Origin of the sequence: Streptomyces sp. NPDC012637, from assembly GCF_042954805.1 — a bacterium.
GTDB lineage: Bacteria > Actinomycetota > Actinomycetes > Streptomycetales > Streptomycetaceae > Streptomyces.
Window position 1 is genome coordinate 1,182,174 of sequence record NZ_JBIBDS010000001.1, and the last position, 18,059, is coordinate 1,200,232.

General features: G+C 72.6%; 15 protein-coding genes. 8 read left to right on the forward strand and 7 right to left on the reverse strand.

The annotated features are described in order from the left end of the window. Positions 1 to 36: 36 nt before the first annotated feature. The 3 genes from ACFY8W_RS05395 to ACFY8W_RS05405 are packed head-to-tail and all read right to left on the reverse strand — an operon-like array spanning position 37 to position 3,073. Complete coding sequence (locus ACFY8W_RS05395; RefSeq protein WP_391100509.1) at positions 37 to 879, reverse strand: ABC transporter permease subunit; 843 nt, start codon at positions 877 to 879, stop codon at positions 37 to 39. 3 nt (positions 880 to 882) lie between these two features. Beyond that, positions 883 to 1,755, reverse strand: coding sequence for an ABC transporter permease subunit (locus tag ACFY8W_RS05400; RefSeq protein ID WP_391100512.1), 873 nt, complete (start codon positions 1,753 to 1,755; stop codon positions 883 to 885). 22 nt (positions 1,756 to 1,777) lie between these two features. Further along, entirely contained in the window at positions 1,778 to 3,073 is a 1,296-nt protein-coding gene (locus tag ACFY8W_RS05405) for an extracellular solute-binding protein (protein ID WP_391100515.1), read from the reverse strand. Positions 3,074 to 3,227: 154 nt separating this feature from the next. Between ACFY8W_RS05405 and ACFY8W_RS05410 the strand changes: the two genes are divergently transcribed. Together ACFY8W_RS05410 and ACFY8W_RS05415 are read left to right on the forward strand one after the other, a co-directional pair. Next, the gene (locus tag ACFY8W_RS05410; protein WP_391100517.1) at positions 3,228 to 4,268 is read left to right on the forward strand and encodes a substrate-binding domain-containing protein; all 1,041 of its coding nucleotides are present in this window, start codon (positions 3,228 to 3,230) and stop codon (positions 4,266 to 4,268) included. Between the two features lie 150 nt (positions 4,269 to 4,418). Then, positions 4,419 to 6,860 carry a discoidin domain-containing protein gene (locus ACFY8W_RS05415; RefSeq protein WP_391100519.1) on the forward strand — a complete coding sequence of 814 codons (2,442 nt, stop codon included), beginning with the start codon at positions 4,419 to 4,421 and terminating at the stop codon, positions 6,858 to 6,860. A gap of 48 nt (positions 6,861 to 6,908) precedes the next feature. Here ACFY8W_RS05415 and ACFY8W_RS05420 read toward each other — a convergent pair whose 3' ends face one another. After that, positions 6,909 to 7,544: a LysE family transporter gene (locus ACFY8W_RS05420; RefSeq protein ID WP_391100522.1), complete on the reverse strand. Its 636-nt coding sequence runs from the start codon at positions 7,542 to 7,544 to the stop codon at positions 6,909 to 6,911. Positions 7,545 to 7,725: 181 nt separating this feature from the next. On the opposite strand from ACFY8W_RS05420, the gene ACFY8W_RS05425 reads away from it, so the two are divergent. Together ACFY8W_RS05425 and ACFY8W_RS05430 are read left to right on the forward strand one after the other, a co-directional pair. Further along, positions 7,726 to 9,066 carry a hypothetical protein gene (locus tag ACFY8W_RS05425; protein WP_391100524.1) on the forward strand — a complete coding sequence of 447 codons (1,341 nt, stop codon included), beginning with the start codon at positions 7,726 to 7,728 and terminating at the stop codon, positions 9,064 to 9,066. Between the two features lie 79 nt (positions 9,067 to 9,145). Then, positions 9,146 to 9,967 (forward strand): alpha/beta fold hydrolase, encoded by an 822-nt coding sequence (locus ACFY8W_RS05430; protein WP_391100526.1) that lies wholly within the window; start codon positions 9,146 to 9,148, stop codon positions 9,965 to 9,967. Positions 9,968 to 9,971: 4 nt separating this feature from the next. On the opposite strand, the gene ACFY8W_RS05435 is transcribed toward ACFY8W_RS05430, so the two are convergent. Further along, positions 9,972 to 10,418 carry a MarR family transcriptional regulator gene (locus tag ACFY8W_RS05435; RefSeq protein WP_391100528.1) on the reverse strand — a complete coding sequence of 149 codons (447 nt, stop codon included), beginning with the start codon at positions 10,416 to 10,418 and terminating at the stop codon, positions 9,972 to 9,974. Between the two features lie 153 nt (positions 10,419 to 10,571). Here ACFY8W_RS05435 and ACFY8W_RS05440 point away from each other — a divergent pair, with 153 nt between their 5' ends. Genes ACFY8W_RS05440 through ACFY8W_RS05455 form a run of 4 tightly spaced genes read left to right on the forward strand, consistent with a single transcriptional unit; the run spans position 10,572 to position 14,376 of the window. Then, positions 10,572 to 11,501 carry an SDR family oxidoreductase gene (locus tag ACFY8W_RS05440; protein ID WP_391100530.1) on the forward strand — a complete coding sequence of 310 codons (930 nt, stop codon included), beginning with the start codon at positions 10,572 to 10,574 and terminating at the stop codon, positions 11,499 to 11,501. Continuing rightward, the gene (locus ACFY8W_RS05445) at positions 11,498 to 12,385 is read left to right on the forward strand and encodes an amidohydrolase family protein (RefSeq protein ID WP_391100533.1); all 888 of its coding nucleotides are present in this window, start codon (positions 11,498 to 11,500) and stop codon (positions 12,383 to 12,385) included. The genes ACFY8W_RS05440 and ACFY8W_RS05445 overlap by 4 nt, the downstream gene beginning before the upstream one ends. An 11-nt stretch (positions 12,386 to 12,396) precedes the next feature. Continuing rightward, positions 12,397 to 13,893: a long-chain-fatty-acid--CoA ligase gene (locus ACFY8W_RS05450; protein ID WP_391100535.1), complete on the forward strand. Its 1,497-nt coding sequence runs from the start codon at positions 12,397 to 12,399 to the stop codon at positions 13,891 to 13,893. A gap of 27 nt (positions 13,894 to 13,920) precedes the next feature. Further along, entirely contained in the window at positions 13,921 to 14,376 is a 456-nt protein-coding gene (locus tag ACFY8W_RS05455; RefSeq protein WP_391100538.1) for a MaoC/PaaZ C-terminal domain-containing protein, read from the forward strand. Between the two features lie 61 nt (positions 14,377 to 14,437). On the opposite strand, the gene ACFY8W_RS05460 is transcribed toward ACFY8W_RS05455, so the two are convergent. Both ACFY8W_RS05460 and ACFY8W_RS05465 read right to left on the reverse strand, forming a co-directional pair. Continuing rightward, a complete protein-coding gene (locus ACFY8W_RS05460) occupies positions 14,438 to 15,601 on the reverse strand; it encodes an aminotransferase class V-fold PLP-dependent enzyme (protein ID WP_391100541.1) in 1,164 nt (387 codons plus the stop codon). Positions 15,602 to 15,930: 329 nt separating this feature from the next. Next, a complete protein-coding gene (locus ACFY8W_RS05465) occupies positions 15,931 to 17,787 on the reverse strand; it encodes an ATP-binding cassette domain-containing protein (RefSeq protein ID WP_391100543.1) in 1,857 nt (618 codons plus the stop codon). Positions 17,788 to 18,059 lie beyond the last annotated feature (272 nt).

Sequence of the window (18,059 nt, forward strand, 5' to 3'; positions counted from 1 at the left end):
GGATCCTTCGCGGTGGAGGGTGGGGACGTGGTCGGGTCAGCCCTTGATCGCGCCCTCCTCGACCCCCTTGAAGAAGAAGCGCTGGAGCGCCGCGAAGACGGCCACGACCGGCAGGAAGGCGATCATGGTGCCGGCGGCGATCAGCCGGGGATTGGCCGAGAAGGTGCCGTCGAGGTACTGGAGGCCGACCGTGAGCGTGTAGCGGCCGGGGTCGTTGAGGACGATCAGCGGCCACAGGAAGTCGTCCCAGGCTGCGATGAACGTGAAGATCACCACGACGCTCAGCATGCCCCGGACGTTGGGCAGGCCCACGTGCACGAGGCGCTGCCACACGTTCGCGCCGTCGACGAGCGCGGCGGCGTCGAGCTCGGGCGGCACGGCGCGGAAGGCGGTGTACATGAGGAGCACGTTGAGCATGCCGATGGCGCCGGGCAGGGCGACGCCGAGGAGGGTGTCGGTGAGGCCGAGGCTGCGGACCGTCACGTACTGGGAGACGATCGTGACCTCTCCGGGCAGCACCAGGGTGGCCGCGAAGAGGGCGAACGCGAAACGGGCGCCCCTGAACCGCAGCCGGGCGAGCGCGAAGCCGGCGAGGGTCGCGCCGACGACGTTGCCGCCGACCGCGATGCCCGCCACGACCAGCGAGTTGGCGGCGTAGGTCCAGACCGGGACGGTGTCGGCGACCTGTGCGTAGTTGGCGAGCGTGGGAGCGTCCGGCAGGAAGGAGGGGGTGCGGGACCAGATGTCCTCGCCCGGTCCCTTGAGCGAGGTGGACAGCTGCCAGAGGAAGGGGCCGATGGTGAGGAGCAGGACGAGGAAGAGCAGCAGGTAGCGCACCGCCTGCTCGGTGGCGCGCGGGGCGCGGCCCGGGGTGGTCATGCGTCAGGCCGCCTTCCGGTCGAGCCGGGCCAGGAGGAGCATCGGGCCGACGGTGAGGACGAAGAGCAGGATGCTGAGGGCGGAGGCGTAGCCGATGTGCCCGGTGAAGCCGCGGCTGTACATCTGGATGAGCATGACCACCGACATGTCGCGCCCGCCGGGTCCGCCGGTGCCGTTGGACAGGACGTACAGCTCGGAGAAGACGCGCAGCGCGGAGACCGAGACGAGGACCGATATCAGCATCATCGCGGGGCGGACGCCGGGCAGGGTGACGTGCCGGAACCTGCGGGCGGCGGAGGCGCCGTCGACGGCCGCGGCCTCGTGGAGTTCGCGGCCGACGTTCCCGAGCGCGGACAGGTAGATGACCATGTAGTACCCGAGGCCCTTCCACACCGTGAGGGCGATGGCGCTGAAGAGCAGCAGCCAGCGGTCGGTCAGGAAGGAGACGGGCCGGTCGGCCAGGCCGAGCTGGTGGAGCATGCCGTTGAGCAGTCCCCGGTCGTCGAGGACCCAGCCCCAGACGAGGCCGACCACGACGGCCGAGGCGACGACCGGGGTGTAGAACGCGGTGCGGAAGAAGGTGATGCCGGGCAGCTTCTTCTCGACCAGGAGCGCGAGCAGCAGCGGCAGCAGGGTGAGCAGGGGCAGGCAGACGGCCAGGTAGATGACGCTGTTGACCAGCGCGTCGGTCAACTGCTCGTCGTCGAGGGCCCGTCGGTAGTTCTCCAGGCCGGTGAAGTGTCCGCCGCCGAGCGGCCGGGCGTTGGTGAAGGACAGGATCACCGTGTTGACCGCGGGCCACAGGTTGAACACGGCGAGCCAGACCAGTGCGGGACCGGCGAGCAGCCAGGGCGTGAACCAGCGCCGGTGGGTCATGGGAAGCCTTTCGTGGATCCGGTCAGTCCTTCAGCAGCTGGTTGGCGCGGGCGACCGCGGTGTCCAGGGCTTCCCTGGAACCGGTCCGGCCGCTGACCGCGAGGGCGATCTGCTGGTTGATCAGCGTCTTGATCGCCTCGTTGGCCTGGACGGGTTCGAGGACGCGGGCGGAGGCGAGCGAGCGGAAGGCGGTGACCTTGGCGTCGCCCGCGTTGCTGCCGTCGCTCCTGCTGAAGAAGGGGTCGGCGGCGGAGGCGGTGGTGGACGGGAAGATGCTCGTCTCGTGCGCGAAGGCGGCCTGGTTCTCGGCGTTGGTCACCCAGCGGGCGAGGGCGAGGGCCGCGGCGGGGTTCTTGGTGTTCTTCGGGACGGACAGGCCCTGGACGTAGAGCGGCGGGGTGCCCATGGCGGGTGAGGAGACCACCTTGGGGGCCAGGCTCGGGTTGTCGACGGCGAGGCTGGTGACGTAGTTCGCGCCGGCGGTGGTCCAGGCCGCGGTGCCGGAGCCGAACAGCTTGGTGTTGCCCGCGTAGGTCTCGGTGAGCACGTCCTTGGGCAGCAGGCCCTCCTTGAAGGCCGCGCGGTAGGTGTCGAGGACGGCGGCGGCCTCGGGGGTGTTGAAGGTGAAGGTCTTGCCGTCGGCGGACATGATCGGCACCCCGGCGTTGGCCAGGTCGATCAGGTTGGGCTTGCGGCTCATCAGATACGTCTGGCCGCCGGACTTCTCCTTGACGGTACGGGCGGCCTCGACCAGCTCGTCGAGCGTGGCCGGCGGCTTCTTCGGGTCGAGGCCGAACCTGGTGAACAGCTCGCCGTTCCAGTAGTTGACGTCGGTGTTCAGGTACCAGGGGTAGCCGTAGGTGCCGTCGTGGCCGGGGAAGCGGTAGGCGTCGAGGCCGCCCTTGACGTAGTCGGCGGCCGCCGCCGGGTCGGCGTTGCCGATGTCGAGCAGCAGGTTCTGCTTCACCAGGGGCAGGGCGAAGTCCGGCGGCAGGTTGACGACGTCGGGAAGGGTGCCGCCGGCGGACTGGCTGAGGACCTTCTCCGAGTAGCCCTCGCCCGGCTGGTCGAGCCACTCGACCTCGACGCCGGGGTACTTCTTCTCGAAGCCGGAGATCACGCCTTCCATGTAGGCGGTGAACTTCGGCTTGAGCGCCCAGGTCTGGAGCGAGACCTTGCCCTTGACCTCGCCGCCGGTGCCGACCGGTCCCGGCGCGCCGGAGTCCTCGGCGCCGCCGAGGCCGCAGCCGGCGAGGGTCACGGCGGCCAGGGCGGTGGCGGTCCACCGGCCCCACCGGCTCCTTCGTATGTGTCGCACGAGGGTGTCTCCTTGCTCGGATCGTCGCGGGGGAAGTGCGCGGACCTTGCTCGGCTTGCTTGACTAAACCGCTCTAGCGATGCGGGACTATCCTCCCGGCTAAACTCCGGTGTCAAGAGAGCGTGCGGAAACGCGCAGGACGAGGGAGCGCCCGATGGCCCGACCGACCATCGCCGACATCGCCAGGGAGGCGGGCGTCTCCAAGGGCGCCGTCTCCTTCGCGCTCAACGGCCGTCCGGGCGTCAGCGAGGCGACCCGGGAGCGCATCCTGCGGGTGGCCGAGCGGATGAACTGGCGCCCGCACAGTGCCGCTCGGGCCCTGGGCGGGGCGCGGGCGGGCGCCGTCGGCCTCGTGCTCGCCAGGCCCGCCCGCACGATCGGGCTCGAACCCTTCTTCGGCCAGCTGCTCTCGGGGCTCCAGGCCGCGCTCTCCACCCGGGGCACGGCCCTCCAGCTGCTCGTCGTCGAGGACACGGCGGCGGAGATCGAGGTCTACCGGCGGTGGACCTCCGAGCACCGGGTGGACGGCTTCGTCCTGGTCGACCTCCAGGTGCGCGACCCGCGCATCCCCGTCCTCGAGGAACTCGGCGTGCCGACCGTGGTCCTCGGCGGACCCGGCAGGCAGGGGCGGCTGCCCGCCGTCTGGGCCGACGACCGTGAGGCGATGACCTCGATCGTCGAGTACCTGGCGGCCCTCGGGCACCGCCGGATCGCCCATCTCGCCGGACTGCCCTCCTTCCAGCACACCCGGCGCCGGATCCGGGCGGTGCGGGACGCGGCGCGCCGGCTCGGGCTCGACGAGGCGGCCTCCGTGCCGACGGACTTCAGCGACGCGGAGGGCGCGGCGGCCACCCGGGCGCTGCTCGCCCGGCCGGGGCGGCAGCGGCCGACGGCGATCGTGTACGACAGCGACGTGATGGCCGTGGCGGGCCTCGGCGTCGCCGCGGAGATGGGGGTCGCGGTGCCCGGCGAGGTGTCGGTCGTGTCGTTCGACGACTCGGCGCTCGCCAGGATCGTCCACCCCTCGCTCACCGCGCTGTCCCGTGACACCTTCGCCCTCGGCGAGCAGGTGGCCACGGCCCTGCTCGCCGTGATCGACGACCCGTCGTCCGCGCGGGACGTCAGGAACCCGACCCCGCGCCTCACGGTCCGCGAGAGCACGGCGGGCCCCGCCGTGGGCCGGTCGCAGGGGTGACGCCCCCTTGACCGTGTTCGCTAAATCCCTTTAGCCTCCGCACCGGACCAGGGCCCGTCCGGCAGTGGTCCGCCGGGCAGGCCCTGCCCTCCGCACCGTCGCGCCACCGGCACCACCAGCCCCTTCCCCCTCAGCTGGACCGGAGCTCCGATGAGACGACCCCTGCACCTCCTGCTGGCCGCGGCCCTGTCCGCGGCAGCGCTCGGCCTGGCCGCCACACCGAGCGCGTCGGCGCCCGCGCGCCCTACGGCGCCCGACAACGTTGTCGCCGCCGCCGCGGGCAACCAGCCCTACGCCTCGTACTGGTACCCGAACACGATCCTGGACTGGGACCCGGCCACGGACCCCGACGCCCGGTTCAACCGCTCGCGGGTGCCGCTCAGACCGCGCGTCTCCGATCCCGCCCTGAAGGCGAACCCCAACGCCCGCGCCGGAGAGGGCGGGGTCGCGTCACTGGTCTCCTTCGCGCCCACCTCGAACAACCCCTCCCAGGGCTCGCTCGATCCGCGCTACTACGCCTTCGGGCACTGGCAGTACGTCGACAAGCTGGTGTTCTGGGGCGGTTCGGCCGGCGAGGGGCTGATCCTCGCGCCGAACCCGACCGTGATCGACGCCGCCCACCGCAACGGCGTGAAGGTGTACGGCACGGTGTTCTTCCCGCCCACCGCGTACGGCGGCCAGATCCAGTGGGTGCGCGACTTCGTCCAGAAGTCCGGCACCCGCTACCCGGTCGCCGACAAGCTGGCCCAGGTCGCGCGGCACTACGGCTTCGACGGCTGGTTCGTCAACCAGGAGACGGCCGGCGGCGACACCGCCCTCGCCACCGAGATGCGCAACACCATGCGCTACGCCCGCTCCCTCGGCCCGGTCGAGTTCATGTGGTACGACGCGATGACCGAGTCCGGCTCCGTCAGCTGGCAGGACGCCCTCACCAGCGCCAACGACGCCTTCCTCCAGGAGGGTTCGCAGCGCACCAGCGACTCGATGTTCCTCGACTTCGGCTGGGGCGCCTCCGCTCTGAACTCCTCGCGGACCCTCGCCCGGAGCCTCGGCCGCAGCGAGTACGAGCTGTTCGCCGGCGTCGACACGGAGGCGAACGGCTACAACACGGGCGTCCCGTGGAGCGCGGTCTTCCCGGACGGCCGGCCGCACACCACCTCGCTCGGCATCTACCGGCCCGAGTGGACCCACAACTCCTCGACGGACCGTGCCGATTCGTACGCCCGCGAGGCGCGGTTCTGGGACGGCGCCAACGGCGACCCGTCCGACACCACGACCACGTCCTCCTGGAAGGGGCTCGCGACCTACGTCGCCGAGTCGTCGCCCGTCACCGCCAAGCCCTTCGTGACCTCGTTCGACGCGGGTCAGGGCGACTTCTACCACTCGGGAGGCGTGCGCGTCTCGTCGTCCGGCTGGAACAACCTCTCCCTCCAGGACGTGCCGCCGACCTACCGCTGGCTGGTGCAGTCCACCGGGACGAAGCTGAAGCCGTCGATCGACTTCACCGACGCCTACGAGGGCGGCTCCGCGCTGCGCCTGACCGGCGCCCTGGACGCCGTGAACACCGTACGGCTGTACCAGTCGCGCCTTCCGGTCGCCGCCGACACCAGGCTCTCGGTCGTGGTGAAGACCCCGGCCGCCGGGCCGACGCACCTGAAGGCCGCGGTGTCGTTCACCGACTCCCCCACGGCCTTCACCACGCTCGACCTCGGCTCCACCACGTCGACGGGCTGGGAGCGCAAGACGCTCGACCTGTCCGCGTACGCCGGCAGGACGGTCGCGCAGATCGGTCTCCAGACCACCGGCACCACCGGCTCCTACGACATCAGGGTCGGTCAACTCGCCCTGTACGACGGGGCGGTGGACGCGCCGTCCGCCCCGACGGCGCCGACGGTGCTCGGCACGACGGACACCGGCGCCACCAAGTCGCTGCGGCTCGCCTGGACGGCGTCGTCGGCCGGGGACGTGCACCACTACGAGGTGTACCGCCGCAACCCGGACGGCAGCCGGACCTTCCTCGGCGCGACGCCGAACGACAGCTACTTCGTGCCGAAGCTGGAGCGGGCCGGTACGGAGACGTCGACGACCCTCGACGTGGAGGCGGTGTCCACGGAGTTCGGCCGTTCGCCCGCCACGAGCACCACGGTCGCGTGGTCGGCGACGACCGGTACCAATCTGGCCCTGAACCGTCCCGCGACGGCGTCCGGCCAGTGCAACGGCACCGAGACGCCGGCCAAGGCGGTCAACGGCAGCGTGTCCGGCGGCAACGGCGACAAGTGGTGCACCACGACGACCGCCAAGTGGCTGGAGGTCGACCTGGGTTCGGCGCGTGCGCTCGACCGCTTCGTCGTCAAGCACGCGGCGGCCGGAGGCGAGAGCGCCACCTGGAACACCCGGGACTTCCGCGTGGAGGTGCGCGACAGCACCACCGCCGCGTGGACCACGGCCGTGACCGTCACCGGCAACACGGCGGCGACCACGACCCATCCGGTGTCCCTGACCGCCCGGTACGTACGCCTCACGGTCACCAGGCCCACGCAGACGACGGATCCGGCGGCCCGCATCTACGAGTTCGAGGCCTGGGGCTCGTAGTACCCGCCCTGGTGCTCCCGGCACCGGCCCGGGCCCGGGCGGCCGTCCTCAGGCCTGGGACGCCGTGGCGACCTTCACCCCGAAGCCGATGAGCACGACGCCGGTGATCCGCTCCATGGCCCGGCGCACCGAGGTCCGGGCGAAGAACGCCCGGGCCTTGGTGAGCAGCAGCACGTACGCGCCGAGCCAGCCGACCGTGAGCGCCGCGTGGACGAGGACGAGCAGCGCCATGCCGGTGTGCGGGGCGAGGCCGTGCGGCGCGAGGGTCGGCAGCAGACCGGTGTAGAAGACGGCGATCTTCGGATTGAGGACGTTGCTCACGAGCCCGGTGCGCCAGGGGTTGCCGCCCGGCGGGGCCTCCCCGGACGGCGTCGCCTCCGCGTCCTCACGGCCCCGGCCCCGGCGGGTGGCGAGCAGCGCCTGCGCGCCGAGGAACACGAGGTAGACGGCGCCGGCCAGCTTGACCACCGTGTACGCGGTGGCGGACGCGGCGAGGACGGCCGCGAGCCCGGCCACGGACAGCACGCCCCAGACCAGCAGGCCGGTGGTGATCCCGGCCACCGTCCGCAGCCCGTCGCCCCGGCCGGCCGCGACGGCCCGTCGGGTCACGACCGCCATGTCCGGTCCCGGCACCATCGTGAGCAGCGCGAGCACACCCGCGGCGGCGAGGAATTCGTACACCATGCGGCGAGTGTGCCATCCGCGCCCCGATCCGCCGCGGCCCGGGTCAGCTTCGTCACGGGCCCACTCCGCCACCGGTCCGCCTCGCCATGAGGCCGCCCCGTCGTGGGGCCCGCTCCGTCAGGGGGCCGCTCCGGTCATGGGGCCTGTCGCGCGGGCCGCCGTCCGTGGTCGACTGGGGCCCATGAGACTGCTGAGCCGCGGTTATGTGGACGAGTGCCTGAACGGGAACGAGGGGCTGCGGGACGCGGTCGCACGCGCCGGGCTGCCACCCGCCTTCGACGCGGCGTGGCGGCGTCATCTGCTGCCGCGCCCCTGGTTCGTGCGGGGCGAGGAGATACGGGCCTTCGCCCGGGACCTGGAGCGCCTGTTCGAGCTGCTCGTCTCGCTGCCGGAGCGGCTCTTCGACGGCGACCACGAGCGGTACGCGGCGGAGCTCGGGATCGCGCCGCGGCACGCGGCCCTGCTGCGGCGGTCCGCCGACGGGCGGCCGGCGAAGCTGGGGCGCGCCGACGCGTACCACGACGGCGGCCGCTACCGGCTCCTGGAGTTCAACCTCGGCAGCGAGGTCGGCGGTCTGGACATGGCCGTGTGCAACGAGGCGCTGCTCGGGGTCGGGGAGTTCGCGGACTTCGCCGCCGCGCACGGCCTGGCGCACGTGGACACCGCGGCACTGCTCGCCGAGGACCTGCGGGAGCGGGCCCGTCCCGCGCTCCCGGGCGGCGGGCGGGAGCCGGTGATCGGTCTCGTCGAGGGCAACGGGGCCGTCGGCCCGTACGGGAGGCTGATGCGCGCCTTCCAGGAGGCGATGGCGGCGCAGGGCCTCGACCTGCGGATCGGCGAGGTCGGGCAGTTGCGGAGCCGGGCGGACGGCAAGCTGACCCTGGACGGCGCTCCGCTGGACCTGGTGCTGCGGAACTTCGGCGCGAGCCAGCTGCTCGACGACCCGGCGGGACCGGAGGTCGCCGAGGAGCTGTTCCGGGCCCATGAGGCGGGCCGTACCGTGTTGTTCACCTCGCTGGAGAGCGGTCTGTACGCCCACAAGAACGCCCTCGGCCTGCTCTCCGACCCGCGCTGGGCGGGCGCCTTCGACGCCGCCGAGCGGGACCTGGCCGACCGGGTGCTGCCGTGGAGCCGGCCGCTCGGCGGCGCGGGCGGGGCGGGGCTGCTCGACGAGTGCCGGGAGCGCAGGGAGCAGCTGATCCTCAAGCCGGGCGGCGGGCACGGCGGTCTGGACACCTTCGTCGGCTGGGAGTGCACCGACGCCGAGTGGCGCGAGGCGCTCGACGGGGCGGCCGGGCGCGGCGGCTATCTGGTCCAGGAACGGGTGGTGCCCCGGTCCGAGCCGGTGCACGACCCGGCGTCGGGCACCGCGGACGAGTGGATCGCGGCACTGGGCGTCTTCCTCACCTCCCACGGGTACGCGGGCGCGCACGCCCGGGCGAACCGGGCGGACGGCGGGGCGATCGTCGGCATGAGCAGCAATCCCGACACCCGCATGGCCTGCGTGTTCTCCCATCCCTGAGCGGAGAGGTCCGGAGAATGGACTGTGGTTCCGGCCCGTTCGTCCGCCGGTCACCGCAGGGCACGGGCAGGGAGCGCGCATGACGAGGGTCGAGGTCAACGGTGTCGGACTGTTCTGCGAGGCCGGTGGTGACGGGGACCCGCTGGTCCTCGTGCACGGCTCGTGGTTCGACCACCACAACTGGGACCTCGTCGTCCACGGCCTCGCCCTGCGCCACCGGGTGCTGGTCTACGACCGGCGCGGGCACGGCGAGAGCGACCGGCCGGAGGGGCAGGGCTCGCTCCGTGAGGACGAGGAGGACCTGGCCGCCCTGATGGAGACGGTCGGCTTCGCCCCCGCGTACGTGGTCGGCCACTCCCTCGGCGCGTCCATCGCGCTGCGGCTGGCGGCCCGGCGGCCGGAGCTGTTCCGGGGACTCGTGGTCCACGAGCCGCCGCTGCTCGACCTGGCGGCCGACGTGCCGGCCGTCCGCGAGGAGGTCGCGGTGACCCGGCAGCGGCTCGGTCACGCGGCGGACCTGGTGCGGCAGGGCGACGACCTGGCCGGGGCCCGCTCGTTCGTGGAGCAGGTGGCCGACGGGCCGGGGGCGTGGGAGGCGCTCCCGCAGGAGCAGCGGGACGCGTTCGTCACGCACGCGCCCACGTTCCTGGACGAGCAGAGCGACCCGGGATGGGCGGCGCTCGACCTGGCCGCCCTGCGGGGCTGCGGCGTGCCCGCGCTGCTGACCGGCGGTTCGGAGAGTCCGGCGCTGTTCGGCGCGGCCCTCGACCGGGTCGCCGGGGCGCTGCCCGGAGCCCGTATCCACGTCTTCGAGGGCGCGGGCCACATGGCGCACGTGACGCACCCCGAGGAGTTCACGGCCGTGGTGACCGCGTTCCTCGCCGGCGACGCCGGCTCGTAGGACGTCACTCACCCGGTGCGGCGATCCTCCGCAGCAGCCCGTGCAGGACGGTCCGTTCCTCGTCCGACAGCGGTGCGAGGAGGCCGTCGGTGACGCGGCGGCTGGTCAGGTCGGTGTCCTTGAGGAAGACGCGGCCGGCGTCGGTGAGGACGACGATCCGGCTGCGCCGGTCGCCGGGCGCGGGGCGGCGTTCCACGAATCCGAGCCGTTCCAGGTCGTCGACGAGACCGACGATGGCGCTGGGGTCGTAACCGAGCCGGGTGCTCAGCTCACGCTGGAGCGCGCCGTCGACGGTCGCCAGGTAGCGCAGCACGGCGTAGTGGCGCAGCCGTAGCCCCGACTCCTGGAGCGCGGAGTTGAAGAGCTGCCCGGAGCGCAGACCGAGCCGGTAGAGGAGGTAGCCGGCGTCGGCGTGCAGTCCGAGCATCCATGGGTGGTCCCTGTCGTCCATGGCACCAGCATGCCCCAAGACTGATGCCGACAACAACCATTGACGTCAACAATGATTGGTCCTAGCTTCCTTTCAGCGGACCGACGCCGATCGAGCGCGAGCTCTCCCGTCCGCCGCTCCTCCCGTTCCCTCCCGCCTCCCGAAGGGACCTCCATGCCGCACTCCGCCACCGTCGACCTCACCGGAAAGGTCGCCGTCGTCACCGGCTCGGGCCGGGGCCTCGGCCTCGCCTACGCCTCCGCGCTCGCCGCGGCGGGCGCCGCCGTCGTCGTCAACGACATCGACGAGGACATCGCGCAGAAGGCCGCCGACACCATCGTCGAGGCCGGCGGCCGGGCCGTCGCCGAGGCCGTCGCCGTCGGCACGACCGAGGCCGCCGACCGGCTCGTCGGCCGGGCCGTGTCGGCCTTCGGACGGCTCGACGTGCTCGTCACCAACGCGGGCATCCTGCGCGACCGCGTGCTGTGGAAGATGACCGACGAGGACTTCGACGCCGTCGTCGCCACCCACCTCAAGGGCACCTTCACCTGCGCCCGGGCCGCCGCCGTCCGCATGCGCGAGCAGGGCGGGGGCGGTCGGCTGATCCTCGTCGGCTCGCCCGCCGGCCAGCGCGGCAACTTCGGCCAGACCAACTACGCCGCGGCCAAGGCGGGCATCGCCGCCATGGCCCGCACCTGGTCGATGGAGCTCGCCAAGGCCGGCATCACCGTCAACGCGATCGTGCCCGTCGCCGCCACCGCCATGACCGAGACGATCCCCGTCTTCGCCCCGTACGTCGAGGCGATGCGGCGCGGCGAGCCGCTGCCCGACGCCCTGCGCAAGGGCGAGGGCTTCGGCACGGCCGAGGACTGCGCCGCCCTCGTGCCCTTCCTCGCCTCCGACGCCGCCCGCGGGATCACCGGGCAGTGCGTCGGCATCGGCGGCGACAGGCTCGCCCTGTGGTCGCACCCCCAGGAGGTGGCGACCGCCTACGCCGACGGCGGCTGGACGCCGGACACGATCGCCGCCGCCTGGCACACCTCGGTGGGCCGCGAACCGCAGACCGTCGGCATCCCCGCGCCGAAGCTCCCGGAGACCCGGTGACCGGCCTCGACGTCGCCGCCCTCGAAGCGATCGACGTCCACACCCACTGCGAGGTCTCGTCCAAGGGCCACGCCTCGCTCTCCGACGACCTGCACGCCGCCTCAGGCGCGTACTTCAAGGTCGAGGGCGAACGGAAGCCCACCCTGGAGGAGATGGCCGCCTACTACCGGGAGCGGCGGATGGCGGCGGTGGTGTTCACGGTGGACGCCGAGCACGCCACCGGCACCGAGCCGATCCCCAACGAGGAGATCGCCGAGACCGCCGCCGCCCACCCCGACGTCCTCGTCCCCTTCGCCTCGGTCGACCCGTTCCGGGGCAGGGCGGGGGTGCGGCAGGCCCGGCGCCTGGTCGAGGAGTACGGCGTGAGGGGCTTCAAGTTCCACCCCAGCATCCAGGGCTTCTTCCCGAACGACCGCCTCGCGTACGGCCTGTACGAGGTCATCGAGGAGACGGGCGCCATCGCCCTCTTCCACACCGGACAGACCGGCATCGGCGCGGGCGTGCCGGGCGGGGGCGGGATCCGCCTCAAGTACTCCAACCCGCTGCACGTGGACGACGTCGCCGCCGACTTCCCGCACCTGAAGATCATCCTGGCGCATCCGTCCTTCCCGTGGCAGGACGAGGCCCTGGCCGTCGCCACCCACAAGCCGGGCGTGCACATCGACCTCTCCGGGTGGTCGCCGAAGTACTTCCCACCGCAGCTCGTCCAGTACGCCAACACCCTGCTCAAGGACAAGGTGCTCTTCGGCTCGGACTACCCGGTGCTCAGCCCCGACCGCTGGCTGGCCGACTTCGCGAAGCTGCCGATCAAGGACGAGGTGCGCCCGAAGATCCTCAAGGAGAACGCCGCCCGGCTGCTCGGCCTGACCGAGCCCTCCGCCTGAAAGGGCCCGTGATGCGCAACGAGGGACTGGGGTCGTGGCCCGCACGCCGGGCCCGCAAGACCCCGCACCGCACCGCTCTGATCCACGGCTCCACCACCGTCACCTACGCCGCGCTGCACGAGCGCACCACCCGGCTCGCGCACGGCCTGCGCGCGGCCGGCGTCCGGCGCGGCGACCGGATCGCCTATCTGGGCCCCAACCACCCGGCCTTCCTGGAGACCCTGTTCGCCGCCGGACTGCTCGGCGCGGTGTTCGTGCCGCTCAACACCCGGCTCGCGGCGCCCGAGATCGCGTACCAGCTGGAGGACTCGGGCGCGAGCGTCCTGCTCCACTCCCCCGCCCACGCCACGACGGCGGAGACGGTGACCGGGGTGCGGACCGTCGTCGAGGCGGGTGGCGCCGCGTACGAGGAGCTGCTCGCCACGGGCTCCGCGGAGCCGATCGACGAGGCGGTCTCGCCCGACGACGTGTGCATCATCATGTACACCTCGGGCACGACCGGGCGCCCCAAGGGCGCGATGCTCACCCACGGCAACCTCGTCTGGAACGCGGTCAACGTCCTCGTCGACCACGACCTGCTCGCCGACGAGACCGCCCTGGTGTCCGCGCCGCTGTTCCACACGGCGGGCCTCAACATGCTCACGCTGCCGGTGCTCCTCAAGGGCGGCGCCTGCGTCCTCGTCGAGTCCTTCGACCCGGGCGGCACCCTCGATCTCGTCGAACGGCACGGCGTCACCTTCATGTTCGGGGTGCCGACGATGTTCGACCGGATCGCCCGGCACCCGCGCTGGGCCACGGCCGACCTGTCCAGCCTGCGGCTGCTCAACTGCGGCGGCGCACCCGTGCCGACCTCGCTCATCGCCGCGTACCAGGAGCGGGGACTCACCTTCCTCCAGGGCTACGGAATGACCGAGGCCTCTCCCGGGACGCTGTTCCTGGACGCGGAGCACGCCCTCACGAAGGCCGGTTCGGCCGGGGTGCCGCACTTCTTCACGGACGTACGGGTGGTGCGGCCCGACCTCACTCCGGTGGCGGCCGGTGAGACCGGGGAAGTGCTGATCCGCGGCCCGCACGTCATGGCCGGCTACTGGGGCCTGCCGGAGGAGACCGCGGCGGCCTTCACCGACGGGTGGTTCCGCAGCGGTGACGCGGCGCGGGTGGACGCCGACGGTTACGTCACGATCGTCGACCGCTTCAAGGACATGATCATCTCGGGCGGGGAGAACATCTACCCGGCCGAGGTCGAGGACGCGCTCCTGGCCCACCCCGACGTCGCCGAGTGCGCGGTGATCGGGGTGCCGGACGAGAAGTGGGGCGAGACGGCCCGCGCGATCGTCGTCGCCCGCCAGGGCACCGCGCCCGACCCGGCGGCCGTGCTCGCGTCTCTGACCGGACGGCTCGCCCGGTACAAGATCCCCACGTCCCTGGTCCTGGTCGACGCCCTGCCGCGCACGGCCTCCGGAAAGCTCCTCAAACACTCCCTGCGCGCCCGCTACGGCGCGGCCTGATCCGTGAAACCGAAAGGAACCGTTTCCATGACCCTCACCGTCGACGGCATCGACGCCCTGAAGCAGCTCGCCGGCAGCGAGCTGGGCACCAGCGACTGGATCGACGTCACCCAGGACCGGATCGACGGCTTCGCCGACGCGACCGGCGACCACCAGTGGATCCACGTGGACGTGGAGAAGGCGAAGGAGGGCCCCTTCGGCGCCCCCATCGCCCACGGCTACCTGACGCTGTCGCTCTTCATCCCGCTCTTCACCGGACTGCTCGACGTCCGCGGAGTCACCACCAAGGTCAACTACGGCCTCGACAAGGTCCGTTTCCCGTCCCCGGTGACGTCCGGCTCCCGGCTGCGCCTGGTGGCCCGCCTCGCCGAGGTCCAGGACGTCCCCGGCGGCGTCCAGATAGCGGTCGACGGCACGATCGAGATCGAGGGCGCGCCGAAGCCGGCGTGCGTGCTGCGGAGCCTGTCGCGGTTCTACGTGTAGGCCCTCGTCGCACCCCTGGGACGCCTGACCGGGACCCGCCCTGGATCCGCCCTGGACCGCCCTAGGCCAGCAGCTCCCGCAGGCCCCGCGCCAGGCGTTCGTACTCCTCCGGGCGGTTGTAGATCTGGGCGCTCACGCGGATGCCGCCGCCGGTGGGCCACGGCCAGACGAGGACGCGGCAGCCGAGGCGGGCGGCGATGTGCTCGCGCAGGGCGGCGGCCTCGGGGTGGGTGCGGGCGAGCCGGCGGGGCAGCCGGAGCGAGCGCATGGCCAGGGATCCGTCGTACGGCAGCGGCGTCAGGTCCGGCAGTCCGGCCAGCAACCCGGCCCCGTAAGCGACGAGTTCGGCGTTGTGCGTGCGCACCTTCGCGGCGCCGAGGGCGGCCAGCAGGTCGAGCCCCTCGGGTGCGGCGAGCAGACCGGTGTAGTCGGTGGTCGCGCGGTACTCCACCGCGCGCGGGAAGCCGTGCTCGTCCTCCCAGGACGGCACCGGGGCCGGCACCCGGTCGCGGTGGCGCGGGGCGACGGCCAGGACGGCGCTGCCTGCGGGCGCGTACGCCCACTTGTGCAGGTTGCCGAACCAGAAGTCGGGTTCTCCGGCGAGCGGTTCGGCCAGCATGCCCGGCGCGTGGGCACCGTCCACGACGGTGACGACTCCGCGTTCGCGCAGTGCCGTGAGGAGCGCGGGTCCGGCGATGGTGCGCGCGGTGGGCGAGCTGACGGCGTCCAGCAGCGCCACCTTCGTCCGGGGCGTGACCGCGGCGAGCACCGCCGCCGCGACCGCGTCCTCGTCCGGCAGGTCCGGGTCGAGGGCCACGGTGGCGACGCGGGCCCGGCGGGCGGCGGCGCCGGTGACGGTGCCGTATCCGTGGTCGGTCACCAGGACCTCGTCCTCGGGGCCCAGGTCGAGGGCGCCGAGGGCGAGGTTGGCCGCCTCGGTGGCGTTGCTGACGAGGGCGATGCCCTCGGGGTCGGCGCCGAGGTGGGCGGCGACCCGCCGCCGGGCCTCCGCGAGTCTGCCGGGCACGGCCAGGAAGAAGGCATCGGGGTCGGCGTCGGCCTCGGCCGCGAGGTCCTCGCGGACCCGGGACACCGGGAGCGGCACGGCGCCGAAGGAACCGTGGTTGAGGTGCGCCACCGCCGGGTCGAGCCGGAACAGTTCCGCGCCTCCGGGGAACGCCACGGGACCGGCGGCCCCGGACGCGGTCATCCGCTGTGTCGCCATGGTCCCGCCGTCTCCTTCTCGCCCCGCCTCGGCACCCGGCCCGCCCGGGCGCCGCTCCCTACGCCGCCGAAGTATGCCGTGCGGCCCGGCGTCGGTCGACGGCGCCGGGAGCCGGACGGCGGGGGCATGGGTGGCGGGGGCACGGGCCCGCGGGGACACGGGCCGCGCCGGGGCCGCGGGGGCACGGGACTGCGGGGGCACGGGCCGCGGGTGGAGCCGAGCGGGCCGGGTCGGGGCCGACCCGCTCGGCTCGCCCCGGCTCGGCTCCACCCAGCTCGGCCCGCTCGGCTCCACCCGGCTCGGCTGCTCCCGCCCCGGTGCCTCCCGGCTCAGCCCGTCTCGACCCGGCTGAGCTCCGCCGATGCGGGCGTGTCGTCGAGGAAGCCGCCCGACTGGTGCTGCCACAGCTTCGCGTACGGGCCGTCGGCGAGGAGCAGTTCCTGGTGGGTGCCCTGTTCGACGACCCGTCCGCGGTCGAGGACGACCAGCCGGTCCATGCCGGCGACCGTGCTCAGGCGGTGCGCCACCACGAGGGCCGTGCGGCCCTCCATCAGCTTCCACAGGGCGTCCTGGACCAGGATCTCGCTCTCCGAGTCGAGCGCGCTGGTGGCCTCGTCCAGCAGCAGGATCGGCGCGTCGCGCAGGATCGCCCGGGCGAGCGCGACCCGCTGGCGCTGGCCGCCGGACAGCTTCACGCCCCGCTCTCCCACCATCGTGTCGAAGCCGTCGGGCAGCGCGTCGGCGAACTCCGTGACGTGCGCCGCCTCCGCCGCGCGCCGGATCTCCGCCTCGGTGGCGTCCGGCCGGGCGAAGGCGATGTTGTCCCGCAGGGTGCGGTGGAACATGGCCGGTTCCTGCGGCACGTACGCGATCAGTCCGCGCAGGTCGGACTGGCTCATCCGGCTGATGTCCTGGCCGCCGACCAGGATCCGGCCGGCGTCGACGTCGGTCATCCGCAGCAGGAGCCGGGTGAGCGTGGTCTTGCCGCCGCCGGACCGGCCGACCAGACCGATCTTCGTGCCGTCGGGCACGTCGAGGTCGAGACCCTCGAAGAGCGGCCTGGCACCGCTTCCGGCACCTCCGTGCGTGAAGGTCACGTTCTCGAACCGCACGTGCCCGGCCCGGGAACGCAGCGGCTCCGGGCACTCCGGGTCGGTGACGGTCGGCGGGACGAGCAGCAGCTCGGTGAACTGCGCCGCCTCCGTCATCGAGCTCTCGATCCGGCGGTAGATCTGGTTGAACTCGAACATGATGCGGGTCGCGTTGGAGTAGTACGTGAAGGCCACGATGACCGCCTCCACGCCGTGCTGCCCGGCGCCGAGCAGCAGGGCGACGACCAGGCCGAGCACGTTCGTCAGCACGGACATCGGCGCGACGAGGGTGTCGATGCGCAGGTTGCCGTAGTCCCAGGAGCGCAGCGTGAGACGCCGCGACTCGGCGACCCGGGAGCGGTGTTCGGCCGCCTCGCGCTCCTCGGCGGCGAAGGCGCGCACGGTGTCCATGTTCATGAGGCTGTCGGCGACGTGCCCGGACACCCGGGCGATGGCCTCCTCGCGCCGGGCGACGAGCGCCTGGCGGCGCCGGATCAGCGGGACGACGCAGAGTGCGGTGACCGCGATCATCAGGAGCAGGCCGACCACGAGCAGCGGCTCGTACTGCCAGAGCACCACCGAGGCGAACAGCAGCGGCACGAAGCTGCCCATGACGTTGAACGTGAGGGTGTCGACGAACTCCTCGAAGCGGGAGGCGAAGCTCAGCACCCGCTTGGTCAGCGAACCGGCGAAGTTGTCGTGGAAGAACGCGGCGTCCTTGGCGAAGAGTTCGTCCATGCCGAGCACGTAGAGGCGCTCGATGCCGAGGGCGTCCAGACGGTTCAGACAGTGCAGTCCGACCCGCCACAGCGCCTCCGAGAGGAGGAGGACGCCGGCGAAGCCCAGGACGTACGGCAGCATGGCGTCGAGAGCGGTGCCGCCGCTCCCGCCGGTGTCCCCGCCGGCGATCCGGCCGACGAGTTTGGCCACGATCAGCGGGGCGACGTAGGCGATGCCGATGTTGCCCAGCGCGGGGAGCAGCAGCGCGGGGACGGTCATCCGGCGGAGTCTGGCCAGCTCTTTCCCGTAGTAGCGAAGTGCGAGGAGGACCGGGCCTCGGCCCGGCGAACGTTTGAGTGATTCAGGCGAATCCATTCCAACCCTGCTTTGTCGGACCCTCAGGGACATTGTTCGCAGTGTCCCGTGACGGTCCCTCTGCCGTCCAAGCGTTTTTCGGCGGGATCGGTCGCATGGACGGGCGCCCGGCGCGTGCCCGACGGCGCGCCGGGAGACGTCGATGAAAGGCGCTGGTCGACGACCGGCCGCAGGGGTGGGCCACGGCGGTTGCTGACACCTGACCCCGGATAGGTTAGGTTAGGCATACCTAAGTAGACGTCAGGCGTCTACGGCACCCGCCGGGAGAACAC

Bases quoted from the DNA above. Each gene is read 5' to 3' on its own strand.
- ACFY8W_RS05420 (WP_391100522.1), bottom strand. From the start codon at position 7,544: ATGGTGTACGAATTCCTCGCCGCCGCGGGTGTGCTCGCGCTGCTCACG.
- ACFY8W_RS05460 (WP_391100541.1), bottom strand. From the start codon at position 15,601: ATGGCGACACAGCGGATGACCGCGTCCGGGGCCGCCGGTCCCGTGGCG.
- ACFY8W_RS05410 (WP_391100517.1), top strand. From the start codon at position 3,228: ATGGCCCGACCGACCATCGCCGACATCGCCAGGGAGGCGGGCGTCTCC.
- ACFY8W_RS05440 (WP_391100530.1), top strand. From the start codon at position 10,572: ATGCCGCACTCCGCCACCGTCGACCTCACCGGAAAGGTCGCCGTCGTC.
- ACFY8W_RS05465 (WP_391100543.1), bottom strand. From the start codon at position 17,787: ATGGATTCGCCTGAATCACTCAAACGTTCGCCGGGCCGAGGCCCGGTC.
- ACFY8W_RS05455 (WP_391100538.1), top strand. From the start codon at position 13,921: ATGACCCTCACCGTCGACGGCATCGACGCCCTGAAGCAGCTCGCCGGC.
- ACFY8W_RS05430 (WP_391100526.1), top strand. From the start codon at position 9,146: ATGACGAGGGTCGAGGTCAACGGTGTCGGACTGTTCTGCGAGGCCGGT.
- ACFY8W_RS05415 (WP_391100519.1), top strand. From the start codon at position 4,419: ATGAGACGACCCCTGCACCTCCTGCTGGCCGCGGCCCTGTCCGCGGCA.
- ACFY8W_RS05395 (WP_391100509.1), bottom strand. From the start codon at position 879: ATGACCACCCCGGGCCGCGCCCCGCGCGCCACCGAGCAGGCGGTGCGC.
- ACFY8W_RS05450 (WP_391100535.1), top strand. From the start codon at position 12,397: ATGCGCAACGAGGGACTGGGGTCGTGGCCCGCACGCCGGGCCCGCAAG.
- ACFY8W_RS05400 (WP_391100512.1), bottom strand. From the start codon at position 1,755: ATGACCCACCGGCGCTGGTTCACGCCCTGGCTGCTCGCCGGTCCCGCA.
- ACFY8W_RS05425 (WP_391100524.1), top strand. From the start codon at position 7,726: ATGAGACTGCTGAGCCGCGGTTATGTGGACGAGTGCCTGAACGGGAAC.
- ACFY8W_RS05435 (WP_391100528.1), bottom strand. From the start codon at position 10,418: ATGGACGACAGGGACCACCCATGGATGCTCGGACTGCACGCCGACGCC.